The organism is Microbacterium sp. YJN-G (assembly GCF_015040615.1).
GTDB lineage: Bacteria > Actinomycetota > Actinomycetes > Actinomycetales > Microbacteriaceae > Microbacterium.
This window is the reverse complement of the sequence record NZ_CP060402.1, coordinates 3,034,179-3,047,487: the sequence shown is the minus strand read 5'-3', so window position 1 is coordinate 3,047,487 and position 13,309 is coordinate 3,034,179. Positions and strand designations below refer to the sequence as shown.

The following is a 13,309-nucleotide window of genomic DNA, read 5'->3' as shown; positions in this document are numbered from 1 at the left end:
CTCGGCGCTGGTGAGGGGTTTCGGCGGAAGTGGGCGGGGGAACTTGCGGGGGGGGTCAGGGGGTGGGGAGGAGGGCGCCGGGGTTGAGGATGCCCTGGGGATCGAGGGCGTTCTTGATGCGCAGGTTCAGTTCGAGCACGTCGTCGCCGAGATAGTCGGCGAGCCACGGCTGCTTGAGGCGGCCGACGCCGTGCTCTCCCGTGATCGTGCCGCCCAGCCCGATCGCCAGGTCCATGACCTCGCCGAACGCGACGGCGGCGCGCTCGCGCTGGTCGACATCCGTCGAGTCGAGCACGATCAGCGGATGCGTGTTGCCGTCGCCGGCGTGCGCGACGACGGCGATCTCGACGCCTCGTCGCTCGGCGATCCCGCGCATCCCCTCGATGAGATCGCCCAGGCGCGGCAGCGGCACGCCGACGTCCTCGAGCAGCAGCGCGCCTCGCCTCTCGACGGCGGGGATCGCCTGCCGGCGTGCTTCGATGAGCGCCTCGCTCTCGTCGGGGTCGGTGGTCGCGTAGACCTCGGTGGCGCCGTGCGCCTCGCAGGCCGACTCGATGGCCGCGATCTGCGCGGTCGCGACCTCGGTCGGCTCGTCGGACTGCACGATCAGCATCGCCGCCGCCGTGCGATCGAGGTCCATGCGCAGCAGGTCCTCCACGGCGTTGATGGTGACGCGATCCATGAACTCGAGCATCGACGGCCGCATGGCCGCCTTGATGTCGACGACCGCGCGGATGGCGCCGTCGACCGTGGGGAACACGGCCACGAGGGTCGTCGGGGTGAGCCGGGCGGGGACCAGCCGCAGCACAGCCTCGGTGACGATGCCGAGAGTGCCTTCGCTGCCGACGAACAGCTTGGTCAGCGACAGCCCGGCGACATCCTTCAGTCGCGGTCCGCCGAGGGTGACGGCCTTTCCGTCGGCGAGCACCACGGTGAGCCCGAGCACGTAGTCGGTCGTGACTCCGTACTTGACGCAGCACAGTCCGCCGGCGTTCGTGGCGATGTTGCCGCCGATCGAGCAGAACTCCTGCGACGACGGGTCCGGCGGATACCAGAGGCCGTGCTCGGCGGCGGCCGCCTTGACCTCGGCGTTGAACGCTCCCGGCTGCACGGTCGCCATCTGCACCGCCGGGTCGATCGTGATGGCGCGCATCCGCTCCAGCGAGATGACGATCGCGCCGTCGACGGCGGTGGCCCCGCCGGACAGCCCCGAGCCCGCCCCGCGCGGCACGATGCCGACGCCCTCGCGGGCGGCGATGCGCACGGCCGCCTGCACGTCCTCGGTCGAACCGGCACGGATGACCGCCAGCGGCGTGCCCGCTGCGGGATCCTCCGCGCGATCACGCCGGTACGCCTGCAGCGAGTCGGGGTTCGTGATCACCGTCCCCTCGGGGAGCTCGGCGGTCAGTGCGGAGATGACGCGCGCGTCGCGTTCGTGGTCCATCGGCTTCCTCGGTGTCGTCGTCGTCGATCGTGCGTGGCTGCTGGGGAGCGCTTCCACCACTTTGGCACAAGCGCAGACGGGCACACGCGCGGCAGAGCGCGCACACAGGCACCTGCGGCAGCGGCGCGAGGTCGAGCGCGTCTCAGGCCAAGGCGATGTCGACCTGCAGGTCGTGCGTGAGCCGCTCGATATCCTCGCGCAGGGCGGCCAGGTCGGCCGACTCCGGCACGGTCGCGGTCACAGCCGACTCGAAGAGCCGGCCGCCGGCCATCGCGGCATCCCGGGTCTCGGTCGTCATGCTCTCGATGCTCAGCGCATGCGCGCTCAGCACGCCGGCGATCTCGCGGACGATGCCGGGGCGGTCGTCGCCCAGCACGGTCACCGCGACGCGGCGCGGCGAGGCGGCGGTCCCGCCCGCCCCACCTGCCACGGCCGTCGCGCCAGGCTCGGCGCCGGCGCTCACGGTCACCGCGAGCAGTCCGTCGAGTTCGTGCAGCGCGCGCCGCAGCTCTTCGACGCGGTCGGCGGCGAGGGTGATCTGGATCACGCCGGCGAACGTGCCCGCGAGCTCGGCGAGCCGGCTGTTCTCCCAGTTGCCGCCGTGGGCGTCGACGATGTCGGCCACGGCCGAGACGAGTCCGGGGCGGTCCGCTCCCGCGACGGTGAGGATGAGCGTGGTCATGCGCACAGCGTAGCCCGCTGACCGGCGTGCCGTCGCGGTCACTCCGCAGATCCGGGCCGAGTCAGGACCAGGCGCCGCCGGCCAGGAACCGCTCCATCCGCTCACAGTGCGCCGTCGTGTCCCACCCCTGCGCGGCCACCCACTCGTCGGAGTAGTACGTCTCGGCGTACCGTGCACCGCCGTCGCAGATCAGGGTGACGACGCTGCCGGTCTCGCCGGCCTCGCGCATCCGGGCGATCAGCTCGAACGCGCCGAACAGGTTCGTGCCGGTCGACCCGCCGGCCCAGTGCAGGGTGCGGTCGCGCAGCAGCCGGATCGCCGCGACGGATGCGGCATCCGGCACCTGGATCATCTCGTCGATCACGCTGGGCACGAACGACGGCTCCACCCGGGGCCGGCCGATGCCCTCGATGCGAGACGGTTCGCCGACGGCATCCGCATCGCCCTTCCAGGCGGCGTGGAACGCCGACCCCTCGGGGTCGACGACGGCGACCTGCGTCGCGTGGCGGCGGTACCGCACATAGCGACCGAAGGTCGCGCTGGTGCCGCCGGTGCCGGCGCCGACGACGATCCAGCGGGGGATCGGATGCCGTTCCTGCGCGAGCTGGCTGAAGACGCTCTCGGCGATGTTGTTGTTGCCGCGCCAGTCGGTGGCGCGCTCGGCGAAGGTGAACTGGTCGAGGTAGTGGCCGCCGCACCCCGCGGCGAGCCTGCGCGCCTCGGAGGAGATCTGCGAGGCGTGGTCGACCAGGTGACAGCTGCCGCCGTAGAACTCGATGAGGTCGATCTTCTCCTGGCTGGTCGAGCGGGGCACGACCGTGATGAAGGTCAGGCCCAGCATCCGGGCGAAGTAGGCCTCCGACACGGCGGTCGACCCGCTGGACGATTCGACGAGCGTGGTGCCCTCGTCGATGAGTCCGTTGACCAGGCCGTACAGGATCAGCGACCGCGCGAGGCGGTGCTTGAGCGAGCCGGTCGGATGCACCGACTCGTCCTTGAGGTACAGATCGATGCCCCACTCCACCGGCAGCGGGAAGAGGTGCAGGTGCGTGTCAGCCGAGCGGTTGGCATCCGCCTCGAGCACGCGGATGGCGGAACTGACCCATTCGCTCATGATCATCGAGCGTAGTGGCCGCAGTCCGCGGGCCGCGGTTCGCGGGATCAGGGGATGCGGACCAGCGAGCCCTGCGAGCTGTCGGGGCCGAGCTGGAACTCGAACCGCGAGCGGTCGCCGCGGTGGTACGCGACGAAGAACTCGATCGGCCGCCCGGACTCCTCGCGGCTCACGCTCCGCAGCCGCAGAAGCGCGGACCCCGCGCTGACCCCGAGCAGTCCCGCCTGCTCGTGCGTGGCCACGGTCGCCTCGGCCGAGCGCACTCCGTGCGTCGCTGCGATGCCGTGCTCGGCGAGCAGCCGGTACAGCGACGTCTCCCGCAGATCCGCGCCGAATGTGACGGCACCCACCGCCTGCGGCATCCAGGTCGTCGACAGCGACCAGGCGTCCCCGTCGACGTGACGCAGCCGGGTGATCACCACGACCGGATCGCCTTCGGCGAGCTCGAGGGCGTCGGCGACTTCGGCATCCGCCGGCACCGTCTCGTGCCGCAGGATTTCACTGCGGACGTGGCCGCCGCGGCGCTCGACCTCTTCGAACAGTCCGACCAGGGTGTGCACGAGCGACTCGCTCGTGCGAGGGCGCGCCACGAAGGTGCCCTTGCCCTTCACTCGCTCGACGAGACCCTCGTGCTCGAGCTGGGCGAGCGCCTGGCGCACGACCGTGCGCGAGACGCCGTACTGCTCGCACAGCCGGTGCTCGCCGGGCAGCGGATCGCCCGGCTGCAGCCCGTCCTGCTCGATGCTGTCGACGATCAGCTGACGCAGCTGGTCGTACATCGGCGCCGCGGAGCGCCGGTCGATGCCCCCGATCATGGTGCTCATCAGTATGCGACGCCGGCGTGCAGGATCACGTTCGCGTACGGGGTGAACTCACCCGATCGCACGAACGCGCGCGCCTGGCGAGTGCGCTTCTTGAACTCGACGTGCGGCACGAGCTCGATCTCGATGCCTGGCAGCCGCTCACGCAGAGCCTCGAGCACGTGCGGGCTGACCTCGGCGACCTCGGCCGAGACCGTCGCCCCCTCGACGACCAGCTCGGCGAGCACGGTGTCGAGCACGTCGAGGAACGCGGGGGCGCCCGGACGGTACGCGAGGTCGATGCGCTCGGCATCCGGGGGGATCGGCAGGCCCGCGTCGGTCACGACGATCAGGTCGGTGTGCCCGGTCTCGCTGATCACGCGCGAGAGCGCGGGGTTGATGGTGGTGGATGTCTTGCGCATGGGGTCCTCCCTCGGATTCCAGGCGGTGTCAGGCGGTGTCAGGCGGTGTCAGGTTCGGATGCCGCCGGATCAGGCGTGCAGTGCCAGCAGCGCGTCGACCTCGTCGCGCCGAGGCAGGCTCGGCGAGGCGCCCTGGCGGGTCACGGCGATCGCGCCGGCCGCGCTGGCCAGCCGGGTCGCGTCGGCCAGCGACCAGCCCTCGGCGAGGGCCGCGCCCAGGTACCCGGCGTAGGCGTCGCCGGCGGCGGTGGTGTCCACAGGCTGGACGGGGATCGGCTCGATGAACGTCGTCCCCTCGGCGGTCACGACGCACGACCCCTTCTCGGCCATCGTGATCACGGCCGCGCCCACGCCCTGCTCGAGGAACCAGCGTCCGGCGCGCTCGGCGGATGCCGCATCCGTCACCTCGATGCCGCTGAGCAGCGACGCCTCGGTCTCGTTCGGCGTGACGATGTCGATGTTGCGCCACACGTCGGCATCCAGCGGGGCGGCGGGTGCGGGGTCGAGCACGACGGTCATGCCGTGCTCGCGGGCCCGGGTGGTGATGTGCAGCGTGAGCGCCGCCGGGGTCTCGAGCTGGGTGAGCAGCACCGAGGTCGTCGGGGCCAGGGCGGCGAGGGCCGCATCGATCTGCTCGGTGCTCAGGTGCGCGTTGGCCAGCGGCACCATGACGATGTCGTTCTGCGCCGATGCGTCGACGCGGATGTGCGCGATGCCCGTCGGGCCGGGAACCGTGCGCAAGTGGGTCAGGTCGACGCCGGCGCCGGAGAGCCCGTCGACGATCAGGTCGTGGAACAGGTCGTCGCCCACGCAGCCGACGAAGCTCGTGCGGGCACCGGCGAGTCCTGCCGAGACGGCCTGGTTGGCGCCCTTGCCGCCCAGCAGCAGGGTGAACTGGTCGCCGAGGATGGTCTCTCCGCGCGCGGGCAGGCGCTGCGAGAAAGTGGTCACGTCCGCCGTGACGCTGCCCACGATCACGACGCCGGAGCGGCTGGGGGTGTCGCTGGTCATATTCTCCCGATCGTCTTTGACTTCGACGGATGCTGTCATTACATTAGCCGCATCCCAACTTGTAACGACAGGTTGGCGCGCGAAGAGGAGATCTGATGACAGCGCCCCGGCTCTATGCGGACAGTGCTGACGTCGAGCGGGTCGGGCGACTGCTCGAAGCCGGCGTCGTGCACGGGGTCACCACGAACCCCACCATCCTCGAGCGCGGCGGCCGCACGGCATCCGAGATCCCCGCGCTCTACGAGCGCTGGGTCGATCAGGGCGCGCGCGAGGTGTTCTTCCAGACCTGGGGCGGCGACGCCGCCGCGTTCCTGCGCAATGCCGAGGGCATCCGCGCGCTCGGCGACCGCGTCGCGGTGAAGGTGCCGGCGACCGCTCAGGGTTTCGCCGCGGCATCCCTGCTGGTGCGTGACGGCGCGACCGTGCTCGTCACCGCCGTCTACTCCGTCGCGCAGGCGCTCGCGTGCGCGAGCATCGGCGTGCAGTACATCGCCCCGTATCTGGGACGGATGCGGGATGCCGGCCTCGACGGCTCGGGGCTCATCGCCCGGATGCAGGCCGTCTGCGCCGACAGCGACACGAACGTGCTGGCCGCGAGCCTGCGCACGCCGGAGGACATCGTCGGGCTGCGCGAGGCCGGGGTGCCTTACTTCACCGCCGCGCCGGACGTACTCGACGCGCTGCTGTTCCACGAGGTCAGCGACTCGTCGGCCGCGGAGTTCGACGCCGCGATGGTGCGTATCGGGGCCTGATCTTTGGCGTGGTGCCGACTTCTGAGGCTGGTTGCTGCCGGCGTCAGGCGGTGGCGGCCTGGCGCAGCCACCGCTCGACGCCGGCGACGTGCGCGGTCGACAGGGACGTCGCCAGGGCGGAGTCGTGCTGCGCGATCGCCTCGGCGATGGCGAGGTGCTCTGAGAGGGTGCGCTCGACGGCGCCCTGCTCGGTGAGTCCGCGCCAGACCCGCGCACGCAGCGTCTGACTGCTCAGCCCGTCGAGCAGGCTGGTGAGGTAGGCGTTGCCCGCGAGGCTCGCGACCGCGCGGTGGAAACGGATGTCGTGCTCGACGAGATCGTCGATGCTGACGCTGCCCGGATCGATCGACCCGATCTCTTCCAGCAGCGACTTGGACTGCTCGACGGTGGCGTTGCCCGCGGCGAGTCCGGTGGCCTGCGATTCCAGCATCCGCCGCACCGCGAACAGCTCGAGCAGCGAGTCGTCGTCGTGCATGTCGACGACGAAGCTGATCGCCTCGAGCAGCAGGTTCGGCTCGAGGCTGGTGACGTAGGTGCCGTCGCCGCGGCGCACGTCGAGCACCCGGATGACCTCGAGCGCCTTGACGGCTTCGCGCATCGAGTTGCGCGACAGGCCCAGGCGCTCGGCGAGCTCCTTCTCGGGCGGAAGCCGGTCTCCCGGCCCCAGCTCGCCGCTGACGATCATCGCCTTGATCTTCTCGATCGCCTCATCCGTGACAGCCATGGCCACATCCTTCCATATTGATCCGATGTCTGGCGCGACCTGTGTGACGATGGACGCATGCGCGTTCTCGATTCTCATCTGCACCTGTGGGATCCTGCGGTTCTCGACTACACGTGGCTGGAGGGTCCGCTCGACGCGGTGCACGCGGCGGTCGAGCTCGCCGACGAGCAGCTGACCGGCGTCGACGAGGAGGCGGCGATCTTCGTGCAGGCCGAGACCGTCGAGCGGCACCACCTCGACGAGGTGCGCTGGGTCGACTCGATCGCCCTCGAGGCCGGAGTGGTCGCGATCGTCGCGGGTGCGCGGCTCGACCGCGGAGCCGAGACGGATGCGCAGCTCGCGGCGCTCGCCGAGCACGAGCGGGTGGTCGGCATCCGGCACCTTCTGCAGGGAGAGCCCGACGGCTTCGCCCGCACAACCGACTTCCTGCGCGGTGCCCGGCAGGTGGCATCCCGCGGGTGGACGTTCGACGCCTGCGTCCGTGCGCACCAGATCCCCGACGTCACGGCACTCGCCGCGGCCGTGCCCGATCTGCCGATCGTGCTCGACCACCTCGGCAAGCCGCTCATCGGGACGGCGGATGCTCCGCTCGAGCCGAGCCCGGAGTGGCTGGGAGACCTGCGCGAGCTCGCCGCCGGCCCGCAGGTGCACTGCAAGCTGTCGGGTCTGCCCGCCGAGACCGGCGGGGTGTGGACGGATGCTCAGGTCGCGCCGTTCCTGGATGCCGCCCTCGACGCGTTCGGGCCGGAACGCCTGATGTGGGGCAGCGACTGGCCGGTCTCGTCAATCGACGCGGGCCGCGGCGACCGCGGTGCGTACGTCGTCGGCAGCAGGCAGCGCTGGTTCCGCACGGTGGCCGGCTGGGCGGCATCCCGCGGTCTCGACGCCGACGCGCTGTTCTGGTCGAACCCCCTCGCCTTCTACGGCATCCGCTGACGAGCCCTTCGCTGCCACCGGCGGTGGGGCATCGAGCGCACCACGTTCCGGTCGCAAAATCTCCCGCTCCCGCCACAGGCGAGCGGGAGATTTTGCGACCGGAACGGCAGGGGGCGGAGTGGATGCGGGAGAAATTGCGACCGGAACGGCAGGGTGCGAGGGCGGATACCAGGTGGATGCCAGGCGGATGCTAGACGCGCAGCGCATCCCGGATCCGTGCGATGAGCTCAGCCGGACGGCTGTACAGCGCGTCTGCGACCTCGATCACCGTCCACCCTGCGGCGCGCAGGGCCGCGATCCGCTCGACGTCCGTCGCGTAGCTCGCGTGGTGAAGCCTGCCCTGGTATTCGATGGCGATTTTCAGATGCGGATAGGCCATGTCGACACACCCCAGGAACCGCCCGTGCTGGTCGAACACGTCGGGGTTCAGCAGGGGTTCGGGCAGGCCGGCCAGCACGATCCGGCATCTCAGCATCGATTCACGTGGTGACCAGGAGTCCTCGCGGATCAGCTCGGCCGCCTCTCTCAGCCGCCCGATGCCGACGCGCCTGCCGCCCGCCAGCACGGCCCGCAGCCCGTCGATGGTGGTCCACGGCATTCGGCCGACGTGCGTGCGTCCGACTCCCGGCCGGCGCACGCGGCAGAGGTAATCGCCGATCGCCACGATGTCGAGCAGGTCGAGTGACCCCAGCTGCGCCCACGCGATGCTCGGGTGCACCGCCGTGACCGTGCCCGTTTGCAAACACGGCGTATCGGCGGCGATTCGGTGGCCGACGACTCCTGCGGTGCGTACCAGAGGGCCTTTGCCGAGAGTGCTGACATGCACGGGGAGAGTCCCACCGTCGACCGGTCCACCATCCTCTCGCACCAGGGGGAGTGGCCCGCCGAACAGGGCGATGGCCGTCTCGTGACTGTAGACATGCTGTCGTCCGAGCCGCGGGGCATAGTCCAGCGCCCGCATCCTGCGCTCGATGCGCTGCTTCGCGAAGGTATCCGGCGCGTCGGGGTGATCCTCACGGGCCAGCGTGCGCACGCCATGAAACGGACGGTCGAGGTCCGATCGGTGCAGGCGTCCGCGGTTGACGCCCGCGGCAGCAGCATCCTTCACGGTGAACCGGCGGCCGAGCTCGGGCGGCAGGGGGCGCGGGCGTGGCATCCGCCCACCATTCCATCTTCGGTGAGCCGGCCGCTGCGGTTTTCCAAGCCGTGCCGGGCCGCTCCGGTCGCAAAAACTCCCGCTCGCGCGGTGCACGAGCGGGAGTTTTTGCGACCGGAAGGAGCAGATCGGCACCCAGGCGGGAGAAATTGCGACCGGAACGACGGAGGGCCGGGTCACTCGGAGCGGAGACGCAGCTGCGCCATGCCTCCGTCGACCTCGATGAAGGTGCCGGTGGTCGAACCCGACAGCGGGCTGACCAGGTACAGCACGGCACCGGCGACCTCGTCGGGCGAGACCAGGCGGCCGTGCGGCTGACGGGCGTTCAGTGCGGCGCGCTCGGCCTCGGGGTCGGCGGCCGAATCGAGCAGGCGCCCCACCCACGGGGTGTCGGCGGTGCCCGGGTTGACGGCGTTGACGCGGATGCCCTCGCGCAGGTGATCGGCGGCCATCGCGCGGGTCAGCGCCGAGACGGCGCCCTTCGACGCCGAGTACAGCGCGCGCTGCGGCAGGCCGGTCGTCGAGGCGATGGATGCCGTGTTGCACACCGCCGCCGACGGCGACTTGCGCAGCCACGGCAGCGCGGCGGCGGTGACGCGGGCGATGCCGGTGACGTTGATGGAGAGCACGCGCGCCCACTCGTCGTCGTCGTTCGCGGCGATGTCGCCCTGCGCGCCGATGCCGGCGTTGTTGATGACGATGTCGATGCGACCGAACCGCTCGGCGGCCGCCGCGACGGCGGCATCCACCGACGCGCGGTCGGACACGTCGGCCGTGAACGCCGCGAATTCGGCATCCGCCCCCGAGATGTCGCGGTCGAGGACGGCGATCTGCGCGCCCTCGGCGTGCAGGCGGCGGGCGATCGCCGCGCCGATTCCGGATGCTCCGCCGGTGACGATCGCCACCAGGCCTTCGAGGCTGCCCTGCGTCTGCTCGGTCACTTCTTGCCCTCCCATGCGATGAACTCCTGACGCTGACGGCCCAGGCCGTCGATCTCGATCTCGACGACGTCTCCGGCCTTGAGGTACGGGAACTTGCCCCCGAAGGCCACGCCCTGCGGGGTGCCGGTGAGGATCAGGTCGCCCGGCTCGAGCGTGACGTACTGCGAGAGGTGGTGCACGATCGTGCGCACGTCGAAGATCATGTCGTTCGTGTTCGAGTCCTGGCGGGGCTCGCCGTTGACCCAGCTGCGCAGGCCGAGGTTCTGCACGTCGACCTCGGCGGCCGGAACCAGCCAGGGCCCGGTCGGGTTGAAGCCGAAGGCGATCTTGCCCTTCGACCACTGCCCGCCCGAGACCTCCATCTGGAACGCGCGCTCGGAGACGTCGTTCGCGACGACGTAGCCGGCGATGTGGTCGGCGGCCTCCTCGACCGAGTCGAGGTAGGCGGCGCGGGCGCCGATGACGATGCCGAGCTCGACCTCCCAGTCGGTCTTCTCGCTGCCGCGCGGGATGGTCACGGCGTCATCGGGGCCGACGACGGTGTTGGGCGTCTTCAGAAACATGATCGGCACCGTGGGCGGCTCGGCGCCCGACTCGCGGGCGTGCGCCGCGTAGTTCTGGCCGATGCAGATGACGGCGCTGGGCCGGGCGATGGGGGAGCCGATGCGCAGCGCGTCGGCGTCGGCCACCTCGGGCAGCTCGCCCGCATCGAGTGCCGCCTGCGTGCGCGCCACCGGATCAGCGGCGAGGAAATCACCGTTCACATCGGATGTCACGGGCCGCAGATCGAAGGTGCGTCCCTCGTCGATGACGACGGGGATCTCGCTTCCGGGCTCGCCGAGTCGCGCGAACTTCATGGTTCTCCTTCTGCTCATCTTCTACCGCTTTGTACCACTGCGGGAGACGGATGCCGTCGCGGCGGCCGCCGTTGACAGTATAGACATCGGATGTTTACACTCCAAGTGTCCGCGTCATGTTCGCTGACGCACCCGAAGGAGAGCCGTGAGCCGTATCGTCGCGCTGGAGACCAGCGACATCCGCTTCCCCACGTCCCTGAGCCTCGACGGCTCGGACGCGATGAACCCCGACCCCGACTACTCGGCGGCCTACGTCATCGTCCGCACGGATGCCGAGGACGGCATCGACGGCCACTCGTTCGTGTTCACCATCGGCCGCGGCAACGATGTGCAGGTCGCCGCGATCGACGCGCTCGCCGGCCACCTCGTCGGTCGCGAGCTCGAGCCGCTGCTGGATGACATGGGCGGCACGTTCCGCGACGTCATCGGCGACTCGCAGCTGCGCTGGCTCGGCCCCGAGAAGGGCGTCATGCACATGGCGATCGGCGCCGCGATCAACGCGCTGTGGGACATCAAGGCCAAGCGCGCAGGGATGCCGCTCTGGCAGCTGCTGAGCCGGATGACCCCCGAAGAGATCGTCGACCTCGTCGACTTCCGCTACCTGACCAACGCCCTCACCCGCGAGGAGGCCCTGGAGATCCTGCGCGCGGCTGTGCCCGGGCGCGAGGAGCGCGAGGCCGAGCTGCTGGCCACCGGCTACCCGGCCTACACCACCAGCCCCGGCTGGCTGGGCTACTCGGACGAGAAGCTCGAGCGCCTGGCCCGCGAGGCGATGGCCGACGGGTTCACGCAGATCAAGCTCAAGGTGGGCGCCGACCTCGAGGACGACATCCGCCGCTTCCGCAAGGCCCGCGAGGTGTGCGGCCCCGACTTCCCGATCGCGATCGACGCCAACCAGCGCTGGGAGGTGTCGGAGGCGATCGAGTGGGTGAACGCGCTTGCCGAGTTCAACCCCGCCTGGATCGAGGAGCCCACCAGCCCGGATGACGTGCTCGGCCACGCCGAGATCGCCCGTGGCGTCGCCCCGATCCGCGTTGCCACCGGCGAGCACGCGCAGAACCGGGTGATCTTCAAGCAGCTGCTGCAGGCGGATGCCATCAAGGTCATGCAGATCGACTCGGTGCGCGTCGCCGGCGTCAACGAGAACATCGCCAACCTGCTGCTGGCCGCGAAGTTCGGCGTGCCGGTCTGCCCGCACGCGGGCGGCGTCGGGCTGTGCGAGGCGGTGCAGCACCTGTCGATGTTCGACTTCGTCGCCGTCACCGGCACCCGCGAGGGTCGGATGATCGAGTTCGTCGATCACCTGCACGAGCACTTCGTGGTGCCGACCGACATCCAGGGCGGTTCGTACATGGCGCCCACCGCGCCGGGCACGAGCATGGAGATGAAGGCCGACAGCATCGCGAAGTACACCTGGACGGGCCAGCATGTCATCGACTGAGCCTGCCGCGGCCGCTGCCGGCCTGGCCATCCCGGCCCTCGGCTACGGCGCCGCCAACGTGGGCAACCTCTTCCGCGCGCTGAGCGATGACGAGGCCTGGGCCGTGCTCGAGGCGGCGTGGGATGCCGGCATCCGCTATTACGACACCGCGCCGCACTACGGGCTCGGGCTGAGCGAGAAGCGCCTCGGTGCCTTCCTGCAGACCAAGCCGCGCGACGAGTTCGTCGTGTCGACCAAGGCCGGGCGCCTGCTGCGCCCGAACCCCGAGCGCCGGCCGAGCGGCCTGGACACCGACAACGACTTCCACGTGCCCGACGACCTGCGCCGCGAGTGGGACTTCACCGAGCAGGGCATCCGTGCGAGCATCGCCGAGTCGCAGGAGCGGCTCGGGCTCGACCGCATCGACCTGCTGTACCTGCACGACCCCGAGCGGCACGACCTCGACCTCGCGCTCGCCTCGGCCTTCCCGGCGCTCGAGAAGGTGCGCGCCGAGGGCGTCGTGAAGGCGATCGGCATCGGCTCGATGGTGTCGGATGCCCTGACCCGGGCGGTCCGCGAGGCGGACCTCGACCTCATCATGGTCGCCGGGCGCTACACGCTGCTCGAGCAGCCCGCGGCCACCGAGGTGCTGCCTGCATGCGCTGAGAACGCCACCGGGATCGTCGCGGCATCCGTCTTCAATTCCGGACTGCTCGCGCAGAGCGAGCCGAAGCGCGACGGACGCTACGAGTACGGTCAGCTGCCCGATGAGCTGTGGGATCGCCTGGTGCGGATCGCCGCGATCTGCCGCAACCACGACGTGCCGCTGCCGGCGGCGGCGATCCAGTTCCCGCTGCAGTCGGCCCTGGTGCGCTCGGTCGTGGTCGGCGGCAGCCGCCCCGCGCAGCTGACGCAGAATGCGGAGTACGCCGCGCTCGAGATCCCCGCCGGGCTGTGGGCCGAGCTGGCCGAGGCCCGCCTGATCCCCACCCCCTGACCCCCCAAAGAACGCGTCTATATGGCGCAAAGTCTCGAAATCCGCCGCTGATA

Annotated in this window: 14 protein-coding genes; 4 read left to right on the top strand and 10 right to left on the bottom strand. The window is 70.6% G+C overall.

Features of this window, described 5'->3' with window-relative positions:
- Window positions 1–55: 55 nt before the first annotated feature.
- From H7694_RS14635 to H7694_RS14610, 6 genes are all read right to left on the bottom strand, one after another.
- Window positions 56–1,444 carry an FAD-binding oxidoreductase gene (locus tag H7694_RS14635; protein ID WP_193597178.1) on the bottom strand — a complete coding sequence of 463 codons (1,389 nt, stop codon included), beginning with the start codon at window positions 1,442–1,444 and terminating at the stop codon, window positions 56–58.
- Window positions 1,445–1,586: 142 nt separating this feature from the next.
- Entirely contained in the window at window positions 1,587–2,126 is a 540-nt protein-coding gene (locus H7694_RS14630) for a glycine cleavage system protein R (RefSeq protein WP_193597177.1), read from the bottom strand.
- A gap of 61 nt (window positions 2,127–2,187) precedes the next feature.
- Window positions 2,188–3,240: a PLP-dependent cysteine synthase family protein gene (locus H7694_RS14625; protein ID WP_193597176.1), complete on the bottom strand. Its 1,053-nt coding sequence runs from the start codon at window positions 3,238–3,240 to the stop codon at window positions 2,188–2,190.
- A 47-nt stretch (window positions 3,241–3,287) separates the two neighbouring features.
- Complete coding sequence (locus tag H7694_RS14620; RefSeq protein ID WP_193597175.1) at window positions 3,288–4,064, bottom strand: GntR family transcriptional regulator; 777 nt, start codon at window positions 4,062–4,064, stop codon at window positions 3,288–3,290.
- Window positions 4,064–4,462, bottom strand: a complete 399-nt coding sequence (gene rbsD / locus H7694_RS14615; protein WP_193597174.1) for a D-ribose pyranase — start codon at window positions 4,460–4,462, stop codon at window positions 4,064–4,066. Before rbsD ends, H7694_RS14620 begins: the two co-directional genes overlap by 1 nt.
- 69 nt (window positions 4,463–4,531) lie before the next feature.
- Window positions 4,532–5,473: a ribokinase gene (locus H7694_RS14610; RefSeq protein ID WP_193597173.1), complete on the bottom strand. Its 942-nt coding sequence runs from the start codon at window positions 5,471–5,473 to the stop codon at window positions 4,532–4,534.
- Window positions 5,474–5,568: 95 nt separating this feature from the next.
- On the opposite strand from H7694_RS14610, the gene H7694_RS14605 reads away from it, so the two are divergent.
- Window positions 5,569–6,225 (top strand): transaldolase family protein, encoded by a 657-nt coding sequence (locus H7694_RS14605; protein WP_193597172.1) that lies wholly within the window; start codon window positions 5,569–5,571, stop codon window positions 6,223–6,225.
- A 43-nt stretch (window positions 6,226–6,268) separates the two neighbouring features.
- On the opposite strand, the gene H7694_RS14600 is transcribed toward H7694_RS14605, so the two are convergent.
- Complete coding sequence (locus H7694_RS14600; RefSeq protein WP_193597171.1) at window positions 6,269–6,949, bottom strand: FadR/GntR family transcriptional regulator; 681 nt, start codon at window positions 6,947–6,949, stop codon at window positions 6,269–6,271.
- A 57-nt stretch (window positions 6,950–7,006) separates the two neighbouring features.
- Between H7694_RS14600 and H7694_RS14595 the strand changes: the two genes are divergently transcribed.
- Window positions 7,007–7,885, top strand: a complete 879-nt coding sequence (locus H7694_RS14595; RefSeq protein WP_193597170.1) for an amidohydrolase family protein — start codon at window positions 7,007–7,009, stop codon at window positions 7,883–7,885.
- Window positions 7,886–8,075: 190 nt separating this feature from the next.
- On the opposite strand, the gene H7694_RS14590 is transcribed toward H7694_RS14595, so the two are convergent.
- The 3 genes from H7694_RS14590 to H7694_RS14580 all read right to left on the bottom strand — a co-directional run bounded on the left by H7694_RS14590 (window position 8,076) and on the right by H7694_RS14580 (window position 10,839).
- Window positions 8,076–8,993: a hypothetical protein gene (locus H7694_RS14590; protein ID WP_193597169.1), complete on the bottom strand. Its 918-nt coding sequence runs from the start codon at window positions 8,991–8,993 to the stop codon at window positions 8,076–8,078.
- Window positions 8,994–9,217: 224 nt separating this feature from the next.
- Window positions 9,218–9,982, bottom strand: a complete 765-nt coding sequence (locus H7694_RS14585) for an SDR family NAD(P)-dependent oxidoreductase (protein ID WP_413782921.1) — start codon at window positions 9,980–9,982, stop codon at window positions 9,218–9,220.
- Window positions 9,979–10,839, bottom strand: a complete 861-nt coding sequence (locus tag H7694_RS14580; RefSeq protein WP_193597167.1) for a fumarylacetoacetate hydrolase family protein — start codon at window positions 10,837–10,839, stop codon at window positions 9,979–9,981. The genes H7694_RS14585 and H7694_RS14580 overlap by 4 nt, the downstream gene beginning before the upstream one ends.
- A gap of 145 nt (window positions 10,840–10,984) precedes the next feature.
- Between H7694_RS14580 and H7694_RS14575 the strand changes: the two genes are divergently transcribed.
- Together H7694_RS14575 and H7694_RS14570 are read left to right on the top strand one after the other, a co-directional pair.
- Window positions 10,985–12,280 (top strand): L-fuconate dehydratase, encoded by a 1,296-nt coding sequence (locus H7694_RS14575; RefSeq protein WP_193597166.1) that lies wholly within the window; start codon window positions 10,985–10,987, stop codon window positions 12,278–12,280.
- Window positions 12,267–13,256, top strand: a complete 990-nt coding sequence (locus H7694_RS14570; protein ID WP_193597165.1) for an aldo/keto reductase — start codon at window positions 12,267–12,269, stop codon at window positions 13,254–13,256. The genes H7694_RS14575 and H7694_RS14570 overlap by 14 nt, the downstream gene beginning before the upstream one ends.
- Window positions 13,257–13,309: the final 53 nt, after the last annotated feature.

Coding starts and splice junctions, on each gene's coding strand:
- H7694_RS14635 (WP_193597178.1), bottom strand. CDS start 1,444: ATGGACCACGAACGCGACGCGCGCGTCATCTCCGCACTGACCGCCGAG.
- H7694_RS14630 (WP_193597177.1), bottom strand. CDS start 2,126: ATGACCACGCTCATCCTCACCGTCGCGGGAGCGGACCGCCCCGGACTC.
- H7694_RS14625 (WP_193597176.1), bottom strand. CDS start 3,240: ATGAGCGAATGGGTCAGTTCCGCCATCCGCGTGCTCGAGGCGGATGCC.
- H7694_RS14620 (WP_193597175.1), bottom strand. CDS start 4,064: ATGAGCACCATGATCGGGGGCATCGACCGGCGCTCCGCGGCGCCGATG.
- rbsD (WP_193597174.1), bottom strand. CDS start 4,462: ATGCGCAAGACATCCACCACCATCAACCCCGCGCTCTCGCGCGTGATC.
- H7694_RS14610 (WP_193597173.1), bottom strand. CDS start 5,473: ATGACCAGCGACACCCCCAGCCGCTCCGGCGTCGTGATCGTGGGCAGC.
- H7694_RS14605 (WP_193597172.1), top strand. CDS start 5,569: ATGACAGCGCCCCGGCTCTATGCGGACAGTGCTGACGTCGAGCGGGTC.
- H7694_RS14600 (WP_193597171.1), bottom strand. CDS start 6,949: ATGGCTGTCACGGATGAGGCGATCGAGAAGATCAAGGCGATGATCGTC.
- H7694_RS14595 (WP_193597170.1), top strand. CDS start 7,007: ATGCGCGTTCTCGATTCTCATCTGCACCTGTGGGATCCTGCGGTTCTC.
- H7694_RS14580 (WP_193597167.1), bottom strand. CDS start 10,839: ATGAAGTTCGCGCGACTCGGCGAGCCCGGAAGCGAGATCCCCGTCGTC.
- H7694_RS14570 (WP_193597165.1), top strand. CDS start 12,267: ATGTCATCGACTGAGCCTGCCGCGGCCGCTGCCGGCCTGGCCATCCCG.